17 protein-coding genes and 2 pseudogenes are annotated in these 20,197 nt (G+C 62.0%); 14 read left to right on the forward strand and 5 right to left on the reverse strand.

Going from position 1 to position 20,197, the window contains the following annotated elements:
• Positions 1–66: 66 nt before the first annotated feature.
• Both FAZ97_RS30265 and mug read left to right on the forward strand, forming a co-directional pair.
• Entirely contained in the window at positions 67–1,032 is a 966-nt protein-coding gene (locus FAZ97_RS30265; protein ID WP_158762478.1) for a GlxA family transcriptional regulator, read from the forward strand.
• On the forward strand, positions 1,025–1,585 hold the full coding sequence (gene mug, locus FAZ97_RS30270; RefSeq protein ID WP_233271976.1) for a G/U mismatch-specific DNA glycosylase: 561 nt from the start codon (positions 1,025–1,027) through the stop codon (positions 1,583–1,585). Before FAZ97_RS30265 ends, mug begins: the two co-directional genes overlap by 8 nt.
• Here mug and FAZ97_RS30275 read toward each other — a convergent pair.
• Positions 1,543–2,586, reverse strand: coding sequence for a LysR family transcriptional regulator (locus tag FAZ97_RS30275; RefSeq protein WP_158762480.1), 1,044 nt, complete (start codon positions 2,584–2,586; stop codon positions 1,543–1,545). The two genes, mug and FAZ97_RS30275, sit on opposite strands and share 43 nt — an antisense overlap.
• A gap of 475 nt (positions 2,587–3,061) precedes the next feature.
• Here FAZ97_RS30275 and FAZ97_RS30280 point away from each other — a divergent pair, with 475 nt between their 5' ends.
• From FAZ97_RS30280 to FAZ97_RS30300, 5 genes are all read left to right on the forward strand, one after another.
• Positions 3,062–4,687, forward strand: coding sequence for an MFS transporter (locus FAZ97_RS30280; protein ID WP_158762481.1), 1,626 nt, complete (start codon positions 3,062–3,064; stop codon positions 4,685–4,687).
• Positions 4,688–4,699: 12 nt separating this feature from the next.
• The gene (locus FAZ97_RS30285; RefSeq protein ID WP_158762482.1) at positions 4,700–5,788 is read left to right on the forward strand and encodes an HlyD family secretion protein; all 1,089 of its coding nucleotides are present in this window, start codon (positions 4,700–4,702) and stop codon (positions 5,786–5,788) included.
• A complete protein-coding gene (locus FAZ97_RS30290; RefSeq protein WP_158762483.1) occupies positions 5,785–7,308 on the forward strand; it encodes an efflux transporter outer membrane subunit in 1,524 nt (507 codons plus the stop codon). Before FAZ97_RS30285 ends, FAZ97_RS30290 begins: the two co-directional genes overlap by 4 nt.
• A 12-nt stretch (positions 7,309–7,320) precedes the next feature.
• A complete protein-coding gene (locus FAZ97_RS30295) occupies positions 7,321–9,255 on the forward strand; it encodes a GAF domain-containing sensor histidine kinase (RefSeq protein ID WP_158762484.1) in 1,935 nt (644 codons plus the stop codon).
• 229 nt (positions 9,256–9,484) lie between these two features.
• Entirely contained in the window at positions 9,485–11,005 is a 1,521-nt protein-coding gene (locus FAZ97_RS30300) for a CoA-acylating methylmalonate-semialdehyde dehydrogenase (RefSeq protein WP_158762485.1), read from the forward strand.
• A gap of 114 nt (positions 11,006–11,119) precedes the next feature.
• Here the strand turns inward: FAZ97_RS30300 and FAZ97_RS30305 are convergent, their stop codons facing one another.
• The 3 genes from FAZ97_RS30305 to FAZ97_RS30315 all read right to left on the reverse strand — a co-directional run bounded on the left by FAZ97_RS30305 (position 11,120) and on the right by FAZ97_RS30315 (position 13,527).
• Entirely contained in the window at positions 11,120–11,509 is a 390-nt protein-coding gene (locus FAZ97_RS30305; protein WP_158762486.1) for a nuclear transport factor 2 family protein, read from the reverse strand.
• Positions 11,510–11,613: 104 nt separating this feature from the next.
• Positions 11,614–12,513 (reverse strand): LysR family transcriptional regulator, encoded by a 900-nt coding sequence (locus FAZ97_RS30310; RefSeq protein ID WP_158762487.1) that lies wholly within the window; start codon positions 12,511–12,513, stop codon positions 11,614–11,616.
• Between the two features lie 93 nt (positions 12,514–12,606).
• Positions 12,607–13,527, reverse strand: a complete 921-nt coding sequence (locus FAZ97_RS30315; RefSeq protein ID WP_158762488.1) for a LysR family transcriptional regulator — start codon at positions 13,525–13,527, stop codon at positions 12,607–12,609.
• Between the two features lie 142 nt (positions 13,528–13,669).
• On the opposite strand from FAZ97_RS30315, the gene FAZ97_RS30320 reads away from it, so the two are divergent.
• The 6 genes and pseudogenes from FAZ97_RS30320 (at position 13,670) to FAZ97_RS30345 (ending at position 19,232) form a co-directional block, all read left to right on the forward strand.
• Positions 13,670–14,899: an MFS transporter gene (locus tag FAZ97_RS30320; RefSeq protein ID WP_158762489.1), complete on the forward strand. Its 1,230-nt coding sequence runs from the start codon at positions 13,670–13,672 to the stop codon at positions 14,897–14,899.
• A gap of 75 nt (positions 14,900–14,974) precedes the next feature.
• Positions 14,975–15,358, forward strand: a pseudogene (locus FAZ97_RS35530) (efflux RND transporter permease subunit); the annotation flags it as partial.
• A 264-nt stretch (positions 15,359–15,622) separates the two neighbouring features.
• Positions 15,623–15,823, forward strand: a complete 201-nt coding sequence (locus tag FAZ97_RS30330; protein ID WP_158762491.1) for a copper chaperone — start codon at positions 15,623–15,625, stop codon at positions 15,821–15,823.
• 284 nt (positions 15,824–16,107) lie between these two features.
• On the forward strand, positions 16,108–17,973 hold the full coding sequence (ilvB, locus tag FAZ97_RS30335) for a biosynthetic-type acetolactate synthase large subunit (protein ID WP_158762492.1): 1,866 nt from the start codon (positions 16,108–16,110) through the stop codon (positions 17,971–17,973).
• 153 nt (positions 17,974–18,126) lie between these two features.
• Positions 18,127–18,768, forward strand: a complete 642-nt coding sequence (locus FAZ97_RS30340) for a DsbA family protein (RefSeq protein WP_158762493.1) — start codon at positions 18,127–18,129, stop codon at positions 18,766–18,768.
• A gap of 101 nt (positions 18,769–18,869) precedes the next feature.
• Positions 18,870–19,232, forward strand: a complete 363-nt coding sequence (locus FAZ97_RS30345) for a nuclear transport factor 2 family protein (RefSeq protein WP_158762494.1) — start codon at positions 18,870–18,872, stop codon at positions 19,230–19,232.
• A 26-nt stretch (positions 19,233–19,258) separates the two neighbouring features.
• On the opposite strand, the pseudogene FAZ97_RS30350 reads toward FAZ97_RS30345, so the two are convergent.
• Positions 19,259–19,459 (reverse strand): annotated as a pseudogene (locus FAZ97_RS30350) (SDR family oxidoreductase); the annotation flags it as partial.
• Between the two features lie 44 nt (positions 19,460–19,503).
• Between FAZ97_RS30350 and FAZ97_RS30355 the strand changes: the two are divergent.
• Complete coding sequence (locus FAZ97_RS30355) at positions 19,504–19,812, forward strand: type 2 periplasmic-binding domain-containing protein (RefSeq protein ID WP_233272015.1); 309 nt, start codon at positions 19,504–19,506, stop codon at positions 19,810–19,812.
• The last annotated feature ends 385 nt before the right edge of the window (positions 19,813–20,197 follow it).

Raw genomic sequence — 20,197 nt, forward strand, 5'->3', positions numbered from 1 at the left:
ATGGTTCGATTTCGCGCGGGCCGGCTCAACGACGAAAACATTGCTACCACCAGTGAAGGTCACGGCATGAAAGTCGCCATTGTTGTATTCGATGGTGTGCAGGCGCTAGACGTTGCAGGCCCACTCGACGTGTTTGCCGAAGCGAACACGTTCCTCTCCGAACATCAACGCTACGAGGTAACGCTCGTCGGGCGCGAGGCGGGCGCCGTGACCTGCTCGAACGGCATGCAACTGGCAGTCTCGTTGGGCTATGCCGATCGCGATGTTCAATGGGACCTGCTGCTCGTGGCCGGTGGGCCGCAGTTGCCCGACGTCCACCCCTCGAACGAGTTTCTGGCGTGGCTGCAAAATCAGGCGCGCAGCACGAGCCGCTATGGTTCGGTGTGCAACGGCGCATTCGTGCTGGCGCATGCGGGGCTGCTCGACGGAAAGGAAGTGACGACCCACTGGTCCGATGCCAGCCGCCTCTCCAACGAATTCCCGCACGCGAATGTGCAGCCAGACCGCATTTTCGTGCGCGATGGGCGGCTCTTCACGTCGGCGGGCGTGACCGCGGGCATCGATCTGTGTCTCTCGCTGGTTGCGGAAGACTGGGGACACGATCTGGCGGTGCGCGTTGCGAAGCGGCTGGTGGTGTATATCCAGCGCGAGGGCGGCCAGTCCCAATACAGCCCGTATATCGGCGCTGGCAAAGACGAAGACCCGATACTGCACAAGGTGTATCGATACGTGAGCGAACATATCAGCGATACGCTTTCGATCGAGGCGCTCGCCAGCGCGGCTGCCGTGAGCCGGCGCACGTTGTCGCGCATCTTCGCGAAGAACGCGAAGGTCACGCCCTCCGTATTCGTCGAGCAGGTTCGCGTCGATACCGCGAGGAAACTGCTTGAAGACACCGATGCGCCGCTCAAGACGGTCGCATTCAAATGCGGGTTTCATAGCGCCACGCATATGCGCACGACGTTCTCACGGCGCTTGAATGTCACGCCAAAACAATATCGCCTGCGATTTCGCGGGGAGGCGAGTGCGTAGCACCGATTCCCAGGCGGAGTGCGCGAACGCGCCTTCCGCGCAAGGCCTTCCCGATATCATCGAGCCTGGTTTGTCGATCCTCTTTTGCGGGATCAATCCGGGCATGCGTGCGGCGGCTGCGGGGCATCACTTCGACGGCAGAGGGAACCGGTTCTGGCGAGTGCTCCATCGCGCTGGCTATACGAAGGAAGCGTTTCGCCCTGAGAACGACCGTGAGCTGCTGCGGTATGGCTTTGGTCTGACGACAGCGGTCTCACGCGCGACGGCGCGCGCGAACGAATTGTCGAGAGCGGAAATTCGAGCCGCCGCGGCGCAGTTTGAACAGAAGATTCAACGCTACGCGCCGAGGTTCGTCGCCTTCCTTGGCAAGATGGCGCTTGCCGAAATGTCCGGCAAGCGCGATATCGAGTGGGGTTCGCAATCCAGCCGGTTCGGCGGGGCGCGCGTATGGGTCCTGCCGAACCCGAGCGGCCTGAACCGCGCATTCAGCCTCGACGCACTGGTGGACGCCTATCGCGAACTGCGTATCGCGGCGGAGTCGTCGGACGAATAACTGCGTGGCTGCAGATGTTGCGTGTGCGTTTCGGCATGCCGCGCGGCTTCGCGATGGCTTTCACGCTGTGTGCACTCACCCCCGGATGTCACGCCGCTTGCACATTGAAGACATGCATTGCCTCGCAGCGTTTCCGTCACGAACTCCACGAAGGACCGAATCTTGCTGCTCGTTCCGCGCCGCTCGACATGAAGCAGATTGACTGGCGTGGATTCGGGTTCGTATTGCCTCAAGATCGGCACCAGATTTCCGCAGGCCACTTCGGCTGCGGCCTGATAGGACAGCAACTGCGTGATCCCCACGCCGTCTTGCACCGCCGAAATGGCGGCGGGCGCCAGATTCACGATCAGACGGGGCTGAAGCCGCACGGGGATCTTTGAATTATTTTCGTAAAACATCCATTCGTGCGGTTGAGAAACGCCGGTGAAGGAAACGCAATGATGGGCGGCCAGGTCTCTCGGATGCATCGGTTCTCCATACTCCGCGAGATACGCGGGAGACGCGAAGGTTTGACGCCGCACGGATCCGAGGCGCACTGCGAACGTGGATGAATCTTCGAGGTGGCCAATGCGTATGGCGATATCCACGCCTTCTTCGAGCAGCCGCGTGGGCCGATCGAGGTACACGGCGTTCACGCTGACTTCGGCGTAGCGCAGCGTGTAAGCGTTGACGAGCGGGGCGATGAAAAGCTGGCCGAGCTGGACCGGCGCCGTAATCGTGAGCGTGCCCACAGGGTTCGCGGGGTCGGCTGCGATATGCGACTCCGCGTCGGTAATGCCATCGAGCAGCTTGCGGCACGCGTCGAGGTAGGCGACGCCCGCGTCCGTGGGCCGGACCGAGCGTGTCGTGCGCGCCAGCAGTTGCGCGCCCAGGCGCGTTTCGAGCGAGTTGACCGCCCGCGAAACCGCTGCGCGCGACAAGCCGAATTTATCGGATGCGGCGCTAAAGCTGCCGCGTTCGAGGATGGCTACAAAGACCTCCATCTCGCGTAATCTGTCCATCTTGATGTCCCAATCCCAGTCTCTTTCAAACCGAAAACAAAAATAAAAACCGCTCGGCGCTTGACCATTGCTGGCTCGTTTTCAAACCTTCGCCAATCGCACTCGCCTCGATTGATTCTAAGCAACGCGCGCGCTCTGTAGTGCCTCGTCGGCTGGATTGGCTCAAAAGCGCGCAGAAATGACCCATGCGAAATCAGTGGGGCTTTGCGTTGACGCGACTCACTCGAGCTTCCGGGTCGCGAATAGACGGCTTGGCAAAATTCTCGTACTAGATGGCCCAAAATCAGGCCAGGCGAGACTTTAAGAAATTGGGTTCATCTCTGACAATAAAGCACTCGGTGAACAGCAACAATGCGCGGCGAACCCATGACGGGATCCTCGCATCGCGTGAAAGAGCAAGCCACCGAATCGCATCACAGTGAAATAGTCACATCAAACAGTACAGCTAACGAAACGAGAGAAGTTGCCGATCGCCATGACGACTGCGAACCCTTTGACGACTGGAACGAATGCGGCGACGAACCCGCGGTCGGTGGATCAGGTCACTGTGCGCGAGGCCGCGGCAGCGGCGCAGCCTGCCCCCGCACAGGTGGCGTTTACCGGGCGCATTGTCGTGGGCCTGCTCGGCATGTTGTTCGCTTCGTTGCTGGCCATTCTGAATGAGCAGGTGACCGCGGCGGCGATGGCCGATATCCAGGGCGCGTTCCTGATCGGTCATGACGACGGGACCTGGCTGACCTCGCTCTTCGAAGCCGCCAATGTCGCCATCATGGTGTTTGCGCCGTGGTTCGGCATCACCTTCACGCTCAAGCGGTTCACGATCGGCGCCGTGCTCGCGACGATGTTCTTCGGCTTGCTTTGCCCGTTTTCGCCGAATCTGGCGTCGCTGTACGTCTTGCGTATCTTCCAGGGAATGGCGGGCGGTTGCCTGCCCCCCATGCTGATCATCGTAGCGCTGCGCTATTTGCCGCCCAAATTCAAGCTGTATGGGCTCGCCGGCTACGCGCTGACGGCGACCTTCGGGCCGGCGCTCGGCACACCGCTCGCCGCGTTGTGGACGGAGTTCGTGAACTGGCGCATGGCGTTCTGGCAAATCATTCCGCTCGGCGTGCTGTGCTGTATTGCGATCCAGCAGGGGCTTCCCGCCGATCCGGTCAAGCTCGAACGCTTTCGCACGTTCAACTGGATTGGGTTCATCACGGGCTTCCCCGCGTTTGTCATGCTCGTGACGGCGCTTTTGCAAGGCGATCGGCTCGACTGGTTCAATTCGCCGTTGATCGCCTTCCTGTTCTGCGCGGGCGGGTTGTTGCTCGTCGTGTTTCTCATCAACGAATGGTTTCAGCCCGTGCCGTTTTTCAAGCTGCAGTTACTGGAGCGCAGGAATTTCACGCATGGACTCTCAACGCTGCTGGGCACCGTGATCCTGCTGGTGGGCGTGGCGGCGATCCCTGGCCAGTTTCTTGCCCAGATTCACAAGTACCGGCCGCTGCAGACGGCGCCGCTCTCGCTGCTGCTGGCCATTCCGCTGCTGATTACGCTGCCATTGACCGCCGCTGTGTTGAATACGCGGCGCGCCGATCATCGCTGGGTGATCGCGATAGGTCTGTCCCTGATGTTCGCGACATTCGCCATGGGAAGCTTCATGACGTCCGAGTGGATTCGCGAGAACTTCTATGCCCTGCAGGCGCTGCAGATCGTCGCGCAGCCCATGGTAATCATGTCGATCCTGATGGGGGTCACGACTGGTTTGCCGCCAACGGAAGGCCCGTTTGCTTCGGCCATGTTCAACACGGTCAAGACGTTCGCCGCCGCGATTGCGACGGGTCTGATCGAGGGCGTGGGAACGGTGCGCGAACACTTTCATTCCAGCATGCTCGTCGACCAGTTGGGCAATCGCGCGCTGGTGGCGGGCACGGGTCTCGACACCCCCCAGGCGCTGGGGCAAATCGCGCACCGCATTCATGAGCAGGCCGTCGTTCTGACTTCCGCCGATCTCTATCGTGTGATGGCGTGCATTGCGCTCGTTCTGCTTGTTCTTGTTCCGGTGCTGCCGGTGCGTATCTATCCGCCGTGGAGCACCACGACGCCCGCTTCGAAATGAGGTTCGTTTTCCATGTCATCGACCAAACCCAACCCCGCACCGTCCAGGCTGAAATGGTTTCGCATCGCCGCAGTGATCGTCGTCGTCATCGTCGCTGTGTGGGCCGGCATCAAGCTGTTGTCGCGCTCGAGTTCGGAATCCACGAACGACGCCTACGTCACCGCGGACTTCACGCTCGTCGCGCCGCGCGTAGCGGGGCAGATCACGGATGTATTGGCGAACGATAACGAGGACGTGAAAGCGGGCCAGTTGCTGGTGCGTATCGACGACCGCGACTATCGCGCCGCGTTGATGAGCGCGCAGGCGGAGGTAGCGGGAGCGAAGGCATCCGTTGCGAACCTCGACGCGCAGATCGCGCGCCAGCCCTCGCTGGTCGATCAGGCGCGCGCCACGCTGCGCTCGGACGACGCGTCGATCGGCTTTGCGCGGGCCAACGCCACGCGCTACCAGAATCTTGCCGCGTCGGGAGCCGGAGCCGCGCAGGAGCAGCAACAGGCGTCGAGCACGCTTGCTGAGCAGCTTGCGCAGCAGGCGCACGATCAGGCGGTGCTGAGCGCCACCGAGCAGAATCTGGACGTATTGCGCACCGAACGCGACAAGGTCGCGGGTGCGCTGGAGCACGCGCAAGCGATGCTCGAACAGGCGCAGCTCAACCTCTCCTATACGGAGATCCGCGCGCCCGTTGACGGCAAGGTGGGACGCCGCTCGGCGCGGGTGGGCGCATTCGTGACGCCTGGCGCGCCGGTGCTGGCAATCGTGCCGCTTGCGGATGCGTATGTGGTCGCGAACTTCCAGGAGAGCCAGATCACGAACATGCGTCCCGGTGAGCGTGTGCGCGTGACCGTCGACAGCCTTCCGGGTGTCGTAATTCGTGGCCGTATCGACAGCCTCGCGCCGGCGACCGGCGTGAGCTTCGCGCCGATCGCACCGGACAACGCAACGGGCAACTTCACGAAGGTCGTGCAGCGCGTGCCCGTCAAGATCACGATCGATCGCGGCCAGCCGGCTGCAGCGGCATTGAGTGTGGGACTCTCGGTGGAAGCGGAAGTGGCCGTTGGCCGGAATTCGGAAGCGACGGCAGAGGGAGCGGAAAGAAAATGAACGCGAGCCAACACGCTATTCGCGCGATCCTCCTCACGGTGCTCGCCTGCCTCGTCATCGCGGGTTGCACGGTCGGTCCCAACTTCGAACCACCGAAGTCGGCTACGCCAGAGGTCTTCAATCGCACACAGACAGCGCAAGCGCAAAGCAAGGCAGTAGAAGCGCAGTTCGGTCTGGAATGGTGGACGCTTTTCAACGATCCCGTTTTGAACGGCCTGGAAAAGCAGCTGGCCGACGCGAACCTGGACGTGGCGGCGGCCTCCGCGCGCTTGCTGCAGAGCCGTGCCGAGCGCCGCGTGGCGGGCGCCGCGCAATATCCGACGCTCGACGGCGCTGCTTCGTATAACCGCGAACGCGGCAGCGAAAACGGCATTCTTTCGCTGCTTGGCGTCACACCTTCACAAAGTCAGCCGCTGTCGGCTTCGGGCAGCGCACCGCTCGGCGTGTCGGCGATGCCGGGCTCGAAGGGCTCGCCTGCCTACAACCTGTATCAGGCTGGCTTCGACGCTTCATGGGAGGTGGATATCTGGGGCCACGTGCGCCGCAGCGTGGAAGAGGCGACGGCGCTTTCCGAAGCCTCCTATGAGGACCGCAACGCCGTCTTGCTGAGCGCACGCGCGGAGCTTGCCCGCGACTACATCGAACTGCGCAACACACAGGAACTCCTGCAAATCGCGAAGGAAAACCTGGATATCGCCAACGACGCCTTGAAGCTTACGCAAGTGCGCGCGCATGAAGGCGTCACGACGGATCTCGATGTCTCGAACGCATCGGCTCAGGTGGAGAATATCGAAAGTCTGATTCCCACACTCGAATCGCAGTCCGAAACAAGGATCAATGCAATCGGCCTGTTGCTCGGCGAAGAGCCCGGCGCGCTGCGGCAGACGCTCGCCACGACGCAGGAAGTCCCTGTTCTTCCCGCACAGGTCCCGATCGGCTTTCCTTCCGAACTCGTGCAGCGCCGACCGGATATTCGCGAGGCAGAGGCTAAATTGCACGCGGCGACGGCGTCGATAGGTGTGGCGAAGGCCGATTTTTATCCGCGCATCATGCTCAATGGAAGCGCGGGCTTTCAGAGTCTTCAACTTTCGAGTCTGGCCAGTTGGGCATCGGGGCAGTTTGTCGTTGGCCCTTCCATTACGTTTCCTATTTTCGAAGGCGGGCGCTTGAAGGGCACGCTCCAGCTGCGTGAAGCGCAGCAACAGGAGGCCGCGATTGCCTACAAGCAGACGGTGCTGCGCGCGTGGCAGGAAGTGGACGACGCGCTCGTCACCTACGACGCCGAGCAGCGTCGCCGCGACCGGCTCGCCCAGGCCGTGACCATGAACCAGCGCGCGCTTTCGGTTGCGACGGCGCGGTACAAGGCCGGGGCGCTCGACTATCTCGACGTGTTGAACGTGCAGAGGCAGTTGCTCGAAGCGCAAAGCAGTCTCGAACAAAGCAAGGCCACGGCTGCCACGAATCTCATCACGCTTTGTAAAGCGCTGGGAGGAGGATGGGAGTCAACCTATGGCGGGTAATACGTAGCACGAATGCCCGTTTGTCGTGCTGTAAGCGAGGGCGACCCGTTCACTGCGCTTGCCGATGAAGGCCTGCTCGCATTCGACCCGCGAGCCGCGAAGTGGGGGTGGGAGCTGCCCCGCATTCACGCGAAGGGCTACACCGAAAACATCGCCGATCTGATGGCGGCGAAATTGAGCCGGTTGCCGGCGGCGGCGCGCGACGCACTTGGCCAGCTGGCGTGCCTTGGCAACGTTGCCGAAGTTGCCGCGCTGACCTGGGTCCAGGGCGGCTCGGAAGAACGGATGCACGCGGACCCCTGGGAAGCTGTGCGTATGGGGCTGGTGTTTCGCGAGGCCAACGTCTATGAATTCGCACATGACCGCTTAAAGGAGGCCGCGTACGCGCTCATTCCTGCCGATGAGCGCGCCGCCGCGCATCTGCGCATCGTGCCGGAGCAACCGGACGGCTACCGTATCGAGGCCGAGGCGCGTCGGACCGGCAACGCCATCGAAGTGAAGCGCTTGCCGGATACCGGCACCGATACGCCCGCCGCGCTGCTGCGTTATGTGATGCACACGGGCCAGCGCGTGATCATCGACGATGCGCTGGCCTCCAGTCTCTTTCCCGAAGATGCGTATCTGGTGCGCGGCGTAACGCGGTCCGTATTCTGCCTGCCGCTCGTGCGGCAGGGAAAACTCGGCGGCCTGCTGTATCTGGAGAACACCGGGACTTCGCATGTCTTCACCGCGCGCCGCTCCGCGCTGCTCGAGCGGCCCGCATCGCAGGCCGCCATCTCTCTGGAGAGCACGCGCTTATATGCCGATCTTCAGGAACGCGAAGCAAAGGTCCGGCGCCTCGTGGACTCCAATATCATCGGCATCCATATCTGGGACTTCGAAGGGAATGTCATTGAAGCCAACGATGCATTTCTGCGCATTGTGGGTTACACCGCGGCAGATCTGCGCTCGGGGCAGATTCGCTGGCCCGATCTCACGCCGCCCGAACGGCATGAACGCGACGAGCGCGCGCGGGACGAATTGAAAGCCACGGGAAGCGCCAAACCGTTCGAGAAGGAATATTTTCGCAAGGATGGCAGCCGGGTAGCCGTCCTGGTTGGCGCGGCGGCGTTCGGCGACCGCGAGGGGCAGGGCGTCGCGTTCATACTCGACCTGAGCGACCAGAAGCGCGCGCAACAGGATGTGCGCGACAGTGAACGGCGTTACCGCGAACTTCAGAACGTACTGGCGCATTCGAACCGCGTGGCGACGATGGGCCAGCTATCGGCGTCGATCGCGCATGAGGTGAAGCAGCCGATCACCGCGATCGCGGCCTACGCGAGTTCCGCTTCGCGCTGGCTCGCGGCTCGCCCGCCGAATTTCGACGAAGCGCGCCTCGCGCTGACGCGCATCGTTGCGGACAGCGAGCGCGTCAACGGCATTGTCGACAGGACCCGCGCGTACTTCAAGAAAGAGCCGCTGCGCACGGATGGGCTCGACGTCAACGACATGATTCGGGAACTGATTGCGCTCACGCGCAGCGAAGCCAGCAAGTCCGGGGTCGAAGTCACGGTGGAACTCGCGGACGGATTGCCGCATGTGCAGGGCGACCGGGTGCAATTGCAACAGGTGATGCTCAACCTGATGATCAACGCCATCGAAGCCATGAGCGAAATGAAAACCGGCGAGCGAATGCTTCTGGTGCGAACCGGCAGGACAGATGAAAACGAACTTTGCGTGAGCGTGCAGGATTCTGGGCCGGCCCTCGCTGCCGGCAGTCCTGAGGGCGTTTTCGAGGCGTTTTTCACGACCAAACCCGAAGGCCTCGGCATGGGTCTGCCTATTTGCCGCTCGATCGTGCAAGGCCACGGAGGGCGGTTATGGGCAACGCCGAATGTGCCCGCTGGCGTCAGCTTTCATTTCACGTTGCCCGCGCAAGGCAACGCTTCGCAGCCGGTGAGCGCTTGACGTTCCGGTGGCATCGCGATGGCCGGAAACGAGCCGGGAATGTCTCCAAACCGTCGTAGCTAACGCATCAGACCCGCGCGGCAAAACGTAGACTGTTCTGGTCGACGGTCAACGGCTGTCGACGCTGGCGGGGAGTCATGGAGATGCCCGGCCACTTGACTTGATGCGCGCTGCAGTGCGGATCTTCTTTGATCCCGGGCAGCGCCCAGACCCCCTAAAGGAAGGACGTATGAGCGAAGCAAACCAGGGCGCGGTGCGCCAACTGAGTCATTTCATCGACGGTCAAAGTGCCGCTGGCGTGAGCGGGCGGTTCAACGACGTATACGATCCGGCGCAGGGCCGGGTGACGGCGCGCGTGCCGGTTGCCAACACGGCAGAGGTGGCCGCCGCCGTCGCGGCCGCGAAAGCCGCATTTCCCGCGTGGAGCGAAGCCCCGCCGCTCAAGCGCGCGCGCTTGATGTTCAAGTTCAAGGAACTGCTCGAAGCGCACCTCGACGAAATCGCCGAACTCATTACGCGCGACCACGGCAAGCTGCTTTCGGACGCCAGAGGCGAGGTGATGCGCGGGATCGAAATCGTCGAATTTGCGTGCGGTATTCCGAACCTGCTCAAGACCGATTTCACCGATCAAAGCAGCAGCGGCGTCGACAGCTGGAATTTGCGTCAGCCGCTCGGCGTGATTGCCGGCGTCACGCCGTTCAATTTTCCGGTGGTGGTGCCGTGCTGGATGTTCGTCATGGCGGCCGCGACGGGTAACACGTTCATCCTCAAGCCTTCGGAGCGCACGCCGTCGTCATCGATCCGGCTGGCGGAACTCTTCATGGAAGCGGGCTTTCCCAAAGGAATCTTCAACGTGGTGAACGGCAATAAAAATACCGTCGACGCGCTGATCCAGCATCCCGACGTGGTCGCGATGTCGGTCGTCGCTTCGACGCCGGTGGCCGAATATATCTATGCGGAGGGCGCCAAACGTGGCAAGCGTGTTCAGGCGCTGGGCAGTGCGAAGAATCATCTGGTCGTCATGCCCGACGCAAATCTCGATCAAGCCGTTGATGCGCTGATCAATTCGGCATATGGCTCGGCAGGCGAGCGTTGCATGGCGACTTCGGTTGCGGTTGCGGTCGGCGGCGTTGCCGACGAGTTGATCGAGCGTCTCGCGCCGCGCGTGCGCGCCCTGCGTATCGGTGCGGGCATGGAGCCCGATCTGGACATGGGGCCGCTCATCAGCGCCGCGCATCGCACCAAGGTACAGGGCTATATCGACGCCGGTGTCGAAGCGGGCGCGAAGCTCGTGGTCGACGGGCGCGGCCATACGGTGGCCGGTCACGAGGAAGGTTTCTTCCTTGGCGGCTCGCTCTTCGACAACGTGCAGCCCGATATGAAAATCTATCGGGATGAGATATTCGGGCCGGTACTTTCGGTGGTGCGTGTGCCGGATCTCGCCAGTGCGATTGCGCTCGTCAACGCGCATGAACTCGGGAACTGCGTCACGCTGTTCACGGCCGATGGCGCTGCTGCTCGCACGTTTTCCCGGCAGATTCAAATCGGTATGGTGGGCATTAACGTGCCGAGTCCGGTGCCTTCGGCGTGGCATTCGTTCGGCGGCTGGAAGCGTTCGCTGTTTGGCGATCACCATGCTTATGGCGAGGAGGCCGTGCGTTTCTATACGCGCTACAAGAGCGTGACGCAGCGCTGGCCCGACAGCATAGACAAGGGCGCGGAATTCGCCATGCCGGTGGCGGCCAAATAGGCGAGGCGCTGCGTGACTACGCCGCGCGCCCGAAAATAGCCGGCGCTTGCATGGCCGGCTATCTTCGGGCGCTATTCACTTTGCGTTCAGCAAGATCATTGCGTGTACTTTTGGCTAACTGGATGAGATCTTCTGGACCCATTGGCTGCGCCAGGCTGGCGCTTCGAAGGACTCCGAAAAATACTGAGTCTCGTGAATGACCTTGCCGTCAACGAATTCCATGATGCTGACGGTGAAAGCAGAGCGCCCCTGATACGCGATGGTGTATTCCGTCACCCAAAGATTGCCTTCGCCCTGCATGCGTCGGACTTCGAAACCGGATGGCTTGCCGGGATGATGCCCGCGAAGCGCCTGCAAATTGCGCCGCCCGAGAATGCGTTCGCCCGATTGGGGATAGTCGCAGATGGCGTCGTCCGCGTAAATGTCGTGCTCGGCTTCGAGGTCGCCGGCGGCCGAAGCTTGCCAGTGCGCGTTCAGCGCTTCACGTATTGTCGCATTCTGCATGACACACCTCCGGGAGTTGCCAGCAAGGTTACGCACGAACGACGCTGACAAAAACCCCCTGCAATGAACAACACTTGATACTCGCGCTCAATAACGCGGGGCATTCAAACGGCGGACATCCGCGCCTTGAGGCGCGGCGACATGAAGTCGAGAAACGCGCGCAGCTTGAGCGGCAGCGGCGTTTGGCCCGCGTGGACGAGATGGATCGGCATGGGCGGCAGCGAGAAGGGTTCCAGAACCAGCTGCAAGCGGCCCTCCTGCACGGCGCTCGCGACCTGATAAGACAGCACCCGTGTCAAACCGGTCCCGAGCGTCGCGGCGTCGATGGCCGATTCCGCCGTGTTGGTCACGAGCCGCGCGCGGATGGGCACGCTCTGTTCCGATTTTCCGTCGATGAACGTCCACGCGCGCGACGCATTGATTCCCTCGAAACCAATGCACGCGTGACCGGCAAGCTCGGCAGGCTGCTGGGGCGTGCCGCATTCGGCCAGATACGCGGGGCTTGCGCACACCACCGGGCGGGTTTCGCCAAGGCGTATCGCCACGAGGCTGCTGTCCGGCAATTGGCCGATACGCACGGCCACGTCCACATGGTCTTCGAGAAAATTCACGTTGCGATCGGTCAGCACGAGGCGGGCGTCGATCTCCGGATATTGCGCGAGAAAGGCGGCCATCACAGGCACGACGTGCAGCCGCCCGAAGACCACGGGCGCCGTGGCCACGAGAGAGCCCTTCGGCGCCGCGTATTCGCCCGTCACGGCGCGTTCGACTTCGCCGATGTCCTCGAGAATGCGCCGGCACGACGCGACGTAGGACTCGCCCGCTTCGGTCAGCGAGAGGTGCCGCGTGGTGCGATGGAGCAGGCGGGTCTTCAGGTGCGCTTCGAGATCGCCGACCTTGCGGCTGACTGTCGCCAGCGGCTGGCCGAGTTGCCGGGCTGCGGCTGACAAACTGCCTGCATCGACGACTGCGACCAGGATGGACATCCCTTCGAGACGGTCCATGGTCTTCTCGATTACTGGAAGAGAGATTCCCGATGTTAATGGATTCTCTTCGGGCGCGAGCGGGCAGCGCCTTTACGCGGGCGCGTCAGGCGCTCACGCCGAAACGGCGTTAGCGAGTTCGCCCTTGGTGCGCTCGCGCAGGCGCGGCGACGCGAAGTCGAGAAAGGCGCGCAGCTTGAGCGGCAGCGGGGCTTGCCCTGCGTGCACGAGGTTAATCGGCAGCGGTGCCGCTTCGAAAGTGTCGAGCACGACGCGCAGCGCGTTGGCGCGTACGGCGTGCGCGACCTGGTAGGAAAGCACGCGAATCAGCCCCACGCCGAGGATCGCGGCTTCGATGGCGGCATCCGCCGTATTCACGGCAAGCCGCGAATGAACCGGCACCGACTGCTCCGATTTGCCGGAGCCGAACGCCCAGGCGCGCAGGGACGCAAGGGCCTCGAAGGTAATGCACTCGTGGCTGGAGAGGTCCGCGGGTTCGGCGGGCACGCCGTGCTTCGCGAGATAGGCGGGGCTGGCGCAGATCACCCGGCGCACCATGCCGACGCGCGTTGCGATCAACGTGCTGTCGGGCAGCTCGCCAATGCGTACCGCGACGTCCGCGTGTTCATCCATCAGATGAACCACGCGATCCGTAAGCAGGAGATTGATGTCGATCTCCGGATAGTGCGCGAGAAACTCGGCCACCACCGGCATCACGTGCAAGCGGCCAAACGCAACGGGCGCGGTGACCACGAGTTCGCCCTTGGGCGCGGCGTATTCCCCCGTTGCGGCGCGCTCGGCTTCGCCAATGTCTTCGAGAATGCGCCGGCAAGCGGCCACGTAGGCGCTGCCGGCTTCCGTCAACGAGAGCTTGCGCGTCGTGCGGTGAAACAGGCGCGTTTTCAGGTGCGATTCCAGTTCCCCAACCTTGCGGCTGACCGTGGCGAGCGGCATGTCGAGGCGCCGCGCGGCGGCCGAAAGACTGCCCGCGTCGGCAACCGAAACGAGGATGGCCATGGCTTCGAGGCGATTCACGGGCCCTATCAAATAGTGGAAGGATGAATCTTGATCGTGAGGGATTCTCTTCGTAAATGCAAGCGCGTAACGTTCGACCTCAATCTGGATCGCGGCAATCCGCTGCAAAACCCGGAGAAATTCAACGAATAAGGAGGTTGTCGTGAGCGGCGTTTCCAACTCACCCGCAAGTCCCGCAACACCCGCTGTCGCATCGCGCGGCAAGATCGTCATGATGGCGATCATCGCCGGCGCCGTGATCACCAACATCTATTGCACGCAGCCGATCCTGCCGCTGATCGCAGCGGGTCTGCACGTCGACATCACGGCGGTCGATCTCGTCGCGGGCGCGGCGCTGCTCGGCTTCTCTACGGGGCTCGCGCTGCTGTTGCCGCTTGGCGATCGCTTCGACCGGCGCAAGCTCGTGCTGACGCAAATCGCGCTCGCACTCGTTTTCGCGGCCACGTCGGCGGTTGCGCCCGGCATCTGGGCGCTGATCGCGGCTTCGTTTGCGCTCGGCATTGTGAGCTGCGTGCCCCAGCAGCTCGTGCCGTTCGCCGCTGTCATGTCGTCGCCGCACGAGCGGGGGCGTAACGTCGGCACCGTGGTGAGCGGCATCATGGTCGGCATCCTGGTCGGCCGCACGATTGCCGGCGTGATCGGCGCGGCGTGGGGGTGGCGTGCGGTGTACGGCGCGGAAGCCGTGTTCATGGTGCCGGTATTCATCGCCGCCGCGGCGCTGCTGCCCAAGGGCGTCCCCACCACGAATCTTTCGTATGGCCGGCTGCTCGCTTCGCTGTGGCCGCTCGTTCGCGACCATCGTCCGATTCGTGAATCGATGATTATCCAGGCGTTGCTGTGGGCCTGCTTCAACGCCTTCTGGGTCAATCTTGCTGCACTCCTCAAGAGCGGACCTTGGCACCTCGGCAGCGCGTGGGCGGGCGGCTTCGGCATCATCGGCGCGGCCGGCGCGTTCGCCGCATCGCTCGGTGGCAATGCCACCGACCGCGTGGGGTTCCGCAAGGTGATCGGCGCGAGTATCGGCATCGCGACGCTTGCCTACCTGATTCTCTCCGGCGCTGCCACGTCGCTCACGATGCTGATCGTCGGCGTGATCGTGCTCGACATCGGCGTGCAGTCCGGTCTCGTTTCCAACCAGACTCGCGCCTTCGCGGTCGATCCCAAAGCACAAGGCCGTATCAACAGCCTCTACATGACGGCCACCTTCTTCGGCGGCGCCTTCGGCGCCACGGTCAGCGGCTGGCTCATGAGCCGCTATGGCTGGTCGGGCATCGTGGTCTTTGGTGTCGTGCTCGGGGTTGTCGCTTTCGCGATCCACTGGATCGGTGCGCCTCGCGCCTCCGCCGCCCAGGTTCCATCAAACGCGGATTGATTCGAGGCATCGAGAATCTGCTTGCTGGAATCCGCCGCGATCAGGTCGATGCCAGCTTCGAATGCTGGAATTATCATGATTGGCATCGTGCGCATTGCGCTGAAACGGCCTTATATGTTTGTCGTTCTGGCCGTGTTCATCGTGATCATCGGCGTTCTGTCATCGTTTCGTACCCCTACGGATATTTTTCCTTCGATCAATCTCCCGGTGATTAGCGTGGTATGGCAGTACACGGGGCTTTCGCCCGACCAGATGGAAGGTCGTGTGATGGCGCCGTACGAGCGCGTGTTGACGACCACCGTGAATGGCGTGCAACACATCGAAGGCACGTCGCTCACCGGATACGGCATCGTCAAGATCTTCTTTCAGCCGGGCACCAATATCGCCACGGCCAATGCGCAGGTGACGGCCATTTCGCAGCAGATCCTGAAGCAGTTGCCGCCTTCGGCGACGCCACCGTTCACTCGGACTTCCCGACGCGTTCGTCCAGCACGGCGACCGTTCGGAACTGCTCCGGTTGAGTGGCCTGGGTGTTGCAGGCGTGCGGGAAGCGGACCTGGCGTTTGCCGAAGAAGTGGACATCCTCAACGAAGCCTGATGATCGTCGCGTACCGCCGGATTGGGTTACGCGATGTAAAGAGTGAATTGAGGCCAGCCTGGTTGGTGGCGGCGAGCGTTAATCCTATAGTGATTGGGACTGTTATCAAAACAGAGAGGTGAAAAATGAAGTTCGCGATGAAAACCGAAATCCGCACGGACGATCTTCCGACGATCGTGCATGCGATGAAGTCCGTGGATGCCGACGCGAAGGTCGACGTCGATGTCGGCGCACAAACCGTGAGCGTCGACTCGTGGCTGATGCCGGAAGAGTTTCTCGTTGCTTTCTACGACGAGGACCTCGACGTGGGCATTGCCGAATGGTAGGAAGGGGACCTTTGGCCCGGAAGCGACTTACCCTGGCCCATAAACCATCTTCTTGCTGACACGGTTCGATGCAATCGTTGTCACAATCTTTGGAACCCTTTCGCACGGTTTTTCCGGGCGCACATTAAAAGCGTGCCGGGTGGACTGGACTTCATGCGGAGAACCCGCCGAAGCCGCAGGCCACGAACTGGTAGGGGACATACGCTGTTCTTGAGTCGGAAGGGAAATGATCCGTTGTGTTTGGCCGCTGATCGCATCAGCGCCCGTTTTCGTGCGAGTCAGGTATGACCCAGAACCCCAAAATGGCTTCAGAAAGCGCTCCCAAAGCGCCGCTTTCCGGCGAACCGATGTCAGGCGCCGATATCATCTTGCGCGTACTCAGCGAACAAGGCGTCGATACCGTATTCGGCTATAGCGGCGGCGCAATCTTGCCGACCTACGACGCGGTATTTCGCTTCAACGAACTGCATGCCGACGAGCCCGCACGCCAGATCAACCTCGTCGTGCCCGCCAACGAACAGACCGCGGGCTTCATGGCTGCGGGCTACGCGCGCGCGAGCGGGAAAGTGGGCGTGTTCATGGTGACGTCGGGTCCCGGCGCGACAAATGCCGTGACGCCGATCGCCGACTGCAATGGCGACTCGGTGCCGGTGGTCCTCATCTGCGGACAGGTGCCGCGCGCCGCTATCGGCAGCGATGCTTTCCAGGAAGCGCCGGTGTTCAACATCATGTCGGCGTGCGCCAAGCAGGTGTTTCTGGTGACCGACCCGGGCAAGCTCGAACCAACGCTGCGCACGGCATTCGAAGTGGCGCGCACCGGCCGTCCCGGTCCCGTTGTCGTGGACGTGCCGAAAGACATCCAGAACTGGAGCGGCACGTGGCAGGGGCACGGTACGCTGGCGTTTCGCGGCTACTCGGACCGTCTTCGCAAGGTGGCGAAGAGCGCACGCCTCGAAGAGAGCAAGCGCCACGATTTTTTCGATCTGCTGGCGCAAAGCAAGCGCCCGCTGCTGTATGTGGGTGGCGGCGTCATCACGGCCGGCGCCACGGCGGAGTTGCACGAATTCGCCGAGCGTTATCGCATTCCCGTGGTGAATACGTTGATGGGCCTCGGCACGATGTCCGTGAAGCACGAGCTGGGGCTCGGCATGCTGGGCATGCACGGTGCGGCCTGCGCGAACTACGCGGTGGAAGATTGCGATTTCCTGATCGCCGTGGGCGCGCGCTTCGACGATCGTGTCGCCGGCGGCCGCCCTCATGCGTTTGCGCCGCGAGCGCGCTTTGTGGCGCACATCGATATCGACGAGGCGGAAATCAACAAGGTGAAGCGCGCGCACTGGACCCATGTGGGCGACGCGAAGGACGCGTTGCTTTCGCTGATGCAACATGAAGCGCACGTGCAGGCCCCCGCGGTATGGCTTGACCACATCGGGGAACTGAAGCGGCGCTACGGCATGAATTACGACCGCAATAGCCCGCTCATTCAGCCGCAGTTCGTGGTGGAAAAGTTGAGCGAGCTGACTGGCGGGCGCGCTATCGTCACCACGGGCGTTGGCCAGCACCAGATGTGGGCGGCGCAGTTCTTCGACTTCGTCGAGCCGCGCAGCTTTCTCACGTCGGGCAGCATGGGGACGATGGGATTCGGTTTGCCCGCCGCGATTGGTGCCCAGATGGGACGCCCCGATGCGCTCGTGATCGATATCGACGGTGACGGCAGCATGCGCATGAACATCGGCGATCTGGAAACCGCAACCACGTATGGCGTGCCCGTGAAAGTGCTGCTGTTCAACAATGTCGGTGACGGGATGATCCGGCAGTGGCAGCGTCTCTTCTACGACGGGCGCCTGTGCGTGAGCGACAAGTCGCTGCATCGAAAGGACTTTGTCATGGCGGCGCGCGCCGACGGTTTCGAGTTCGCGCAGCGCGTCGAGGTTCTTGCGGAAGTCGAGGAAAAGCTCAGGGCCTTCATCGACTTCGACGGTCCCGCCTTCCTTGAAGTGATGATCGATCAGGACGCCGATGTGTTTCCGATGGTCGGCCCTGGCATGAGCTATTCGGAGATGATCACCGGGCCGTTCATTCCGTTGAGGGATGGCGAGGAGTCGGGCGGGCCGCGCGCAGGCCATCAAGCTGCTTCGGACATGTTTTAGGCGGTTCCTCTTTCCGTCATGTAACAAAAGAAGTTCTGGCTGCTGCGTTTATCGGGTCGAGGCGCAATCCTATAGTGACTTTGATGGCTGGGAGCGATGCGGGGCATGGGGTTCCGCGAGCCCCGCGTTGTCTCTTCATTTAAGCGAGCAACAATGAAATTGATCTATGTTGGCGATCCGATGTGTTCGTGGTGCTATGGCTTTGGCAAGGAGCTTTCGGCGCTCGTCGCGCGCGTGCCCGATCTGAAACTGGAAATCGTGGTCGGCGGGATTCGCGCCGGCGCGACCGATGTACTGGATGCAACCGGCAAGCGGTTCCGGCTGCAGCATTGGCAGCGCGTCGAAGCGCTGAGCGGCTTGCCGTTCAACCGCGACGCGTTCATGGCGCGCGAGGGCTTCGTCTACGATACGGAGCCGGTGTGCCGCGCCGTCGTGGCGGCGCGCCGTTTCGCGAACGGCGACGCATTGCTCCCGGTGTTCCGCGCGCTTCAGAATGGCTTCTATGCGCAAGGGCGCGATACGACCGATGGTCACGTGCTGAGCGATATCGCGGCAATGGCGCTGCATGCAGCGGGCGTTCAGGTGAGCGTCGAAGCGTTTCACCAGGCATGGGAAGCGGCAGAAGCGAAGGAAGAGACGCAGCGCGATTTCGCACGTGCGCGAGCGCTCGGCGTGGCGTCGTTCCCCACGTTGCTGCTCGAAGAGCAAGGCCGGACCTACGCCGTACAGTCGGGCTATGCCAGCGTCAACGCCCTCGAGGAAAGGCTCAACGAGATCGAAGGGCCGCTCGCTTGATCTGTACGTTCCGGGTTTTTCGTAAGTGTGCTGCGCGAGTGATTGCGCTGCACGCTTTGCATGCATGGTAAGAGGCAGGAATCCAGTAGGAGTGTTTAGCAATGAGCGACAGCAACGAAATCTTCGAACTCGTCCAGCGCTATTTCGACGCCACATGGCGAGGCGATGTGGAGCAGTTGAGAACGGTGTTCGACGCGCGTGCGACCGTAGCGGGGGAGGTGAATGGCCAGCCCTGCTACAAGACGATCGATGAGTATCTTGCAGGGGTTGCAAACAGAAAATCGCCGGCTGAACTGGGCGAGCCGGTCGAGACGGAATTGCTGATGCTCGACGTTCAGCAAAACATCGCGACGGCGAAACTGCACGTGCGCATGCTCGGATTCAACTACTACAACTTTTTTTCGATCATGCGCCAGCGCGACAAATGGCTCGTCATTACGAAGACGCTGACGAACGTGCAATGAATGGCTTGCGCGCGACGCTCGAGCGCTTAGTGACCCGCGCTCTGGCCGCCGTCCACGTGCAGGATCTCGCCGGTCACGAACGGTGCCGAGTCGAGATAGAGAATCGCGTTGACGATGTCGCTCATTTCACCCATGTGACCGACCGGGTGCATCGCACCGAGCGTGGCGTGCGTTTCGGGTGTGTGCATCGGCGACTTGATGATACCGGGCGAAACCGCGTTGGCACGGCGCGCCGGAATCCGCTTCGAAACTCGCCAGTCACTTTCTGCTGATCGATCCCGAAACGAGAAAGAAGACTGTGGACGCCATCGACCTGCATGAGGGCGGGCGGAAAGTGAGCGTGTCACCCATGTCGTCGATGGAAGGCAACGAGGTGCTGCTGCGCGCCGCGGCGCTCAACGGCACGGGCATCGCCACACTGCCTGAAACCATGGTTCGTGAAGACATCGACATGGGACATCTCGTGCACGTCTTGCCCGAATGCACGACGTCAGCAGCGCGCGCAATCATCCAGAGCCTGAGAGGTCGTTATGTCTCACGCATTGCACAACTGGATATTCGCTGGCAGTACTGCCTATGACGAATATACCTTCGTACCGTGGCTCAACAGGAACGTCTATCGCCGCACGGTGGATCTGAGTCGTGTTTGCCTGCTGTGAGTGTCCGAAGCGCGCTACGCAGGCCGACGAGGCGATACTCCCGATAATTGGAAGATTCATTCCCGAGACTGCGAGATTCTCTTATCTGCTGCAAGTGATTAATCTGACCAGGCTGTTTCCCCGGAGGCCTCGCTTCCGTCAACTTGCTAGATGGAGATTGAAATGAAACTGCTTACTGCTGTCCTTTTTGCAGGCTCGCTCGCTGCTAGTTTCGCAGTCCAAGCACAACCCCTCGCGCCGGCCCGTGCGGAGGCTCAACAAACGGCTCAGGCGGATACGTCGCGAGCGAATACGTATCGGGCGCCG

Origin of the sequence: Paraburkholderia acidiphila (assembly GCF_009789655.1) — a bacterium.
In the GTDB taxonomy this organism is placed as follows: domain Bacteria; phylum Pseudomonadota; class Gammaproteobacteria; order Burkholderiales; family Burkholderiaceae; genus Paraburkholderia; species Paraburkholderia acidiphila.

Excerpts from the sequence above, each read along its gene's own strand:
- FAZ97_RS30345 (WP_158762494.1), top strand. The coding sequence starts at position 18,870 with ATGAGCGACAGCAACGAAATCTTCGAACTCGTCCAGCGCTATTTCGAC.
- FAZ97_RS30290 (WP_158762483.1), top strand. The coding sequence starts at position 5,785 with ATGAACGCGAGCCAACACGCTATTCGCGCGATCCTCCTCACGGTGCTC.
- FAZ97_RS30300 (WP_158762485.1), top strand. The coding sequence starts at position 9,485 with ATGAGCGAAGCAAACCAGGGCGCGGTGCGCCAACTGAGTCATTTCATC.
- FAZ97_RS30310 (WP_158762487.1), bottom strand. The coding sequence starts at position 12,513 with ATGGACCGTCTCGAAGGGATGTCCATCCTGGTCGCAGTCGTCGATGCA.
- FAZ97_RS30275 (WP_158762480.1), bottom strand. The coding sequence starts at position 2,586 with ATGGACAGATTACGCGAGATGGAGGTCTTTGTAGCCATCCTCGAACGC.
- FAZ97_RS30265 (WP_158762478.1), top strand. The coding sequence starts at position 67 with ATGAAAGTCGCCATTGTTGTATTCGATGGTGTGCAGGCGCTAGACGTT.
- FAZ97_RS30340 (WP_158762493.1), top strand. The coding sequence starts at position 18,127 with ATGAAATTGATCTATGTTGGCGATCCGATGTGTTCGTGGTGCTATGGC.
- FAZ97_RS30295 (WP_158762484.1), top strand. The coding sequence starts at position 7,321 with ATGCCCGTTTGTCGTGCTGTAAGCGAGGGCGACCCGTTCACTGCGCTT.
- FAZ97_RS30285 (WP_158762482.1), top strand. The coding sequence starts at position 4,700 with ATGTCATCGACCAAACCCAACCCCGCACCGTCCAGGCTGAAATGGTTT.
- FAZ97_RS30330 (WP_158762491.1), top strand. The coding sequence starts at position 15,623 with ATGAAGTTCGCGATGAAAACCGAAATCCGCACGGACGATCTTCCGACG.
- FAZ97_RS30280 (WP_158762481.1), top strand. The coding sequence starts at position 3,062 with ATGACGACTGCGAACCCTTTGACGACTGGAACGAATGCGGCGACGAAC.
- ilvB (WP_158762492.1), top strand. The coding sequence starts at position 16,108 with ATGACCCAGAACCCCAAAATGGCTTCAGAAAGCGCTCCCAAAGCGCCG.
- FAZ97_RS30305 (WP_158762486.1), bottom strand. The coding sequence starts at position 11,509 with ATGCAGAATGCGACAATACGTGAAGCGCTGAACGCGCACTGGCAAGCT.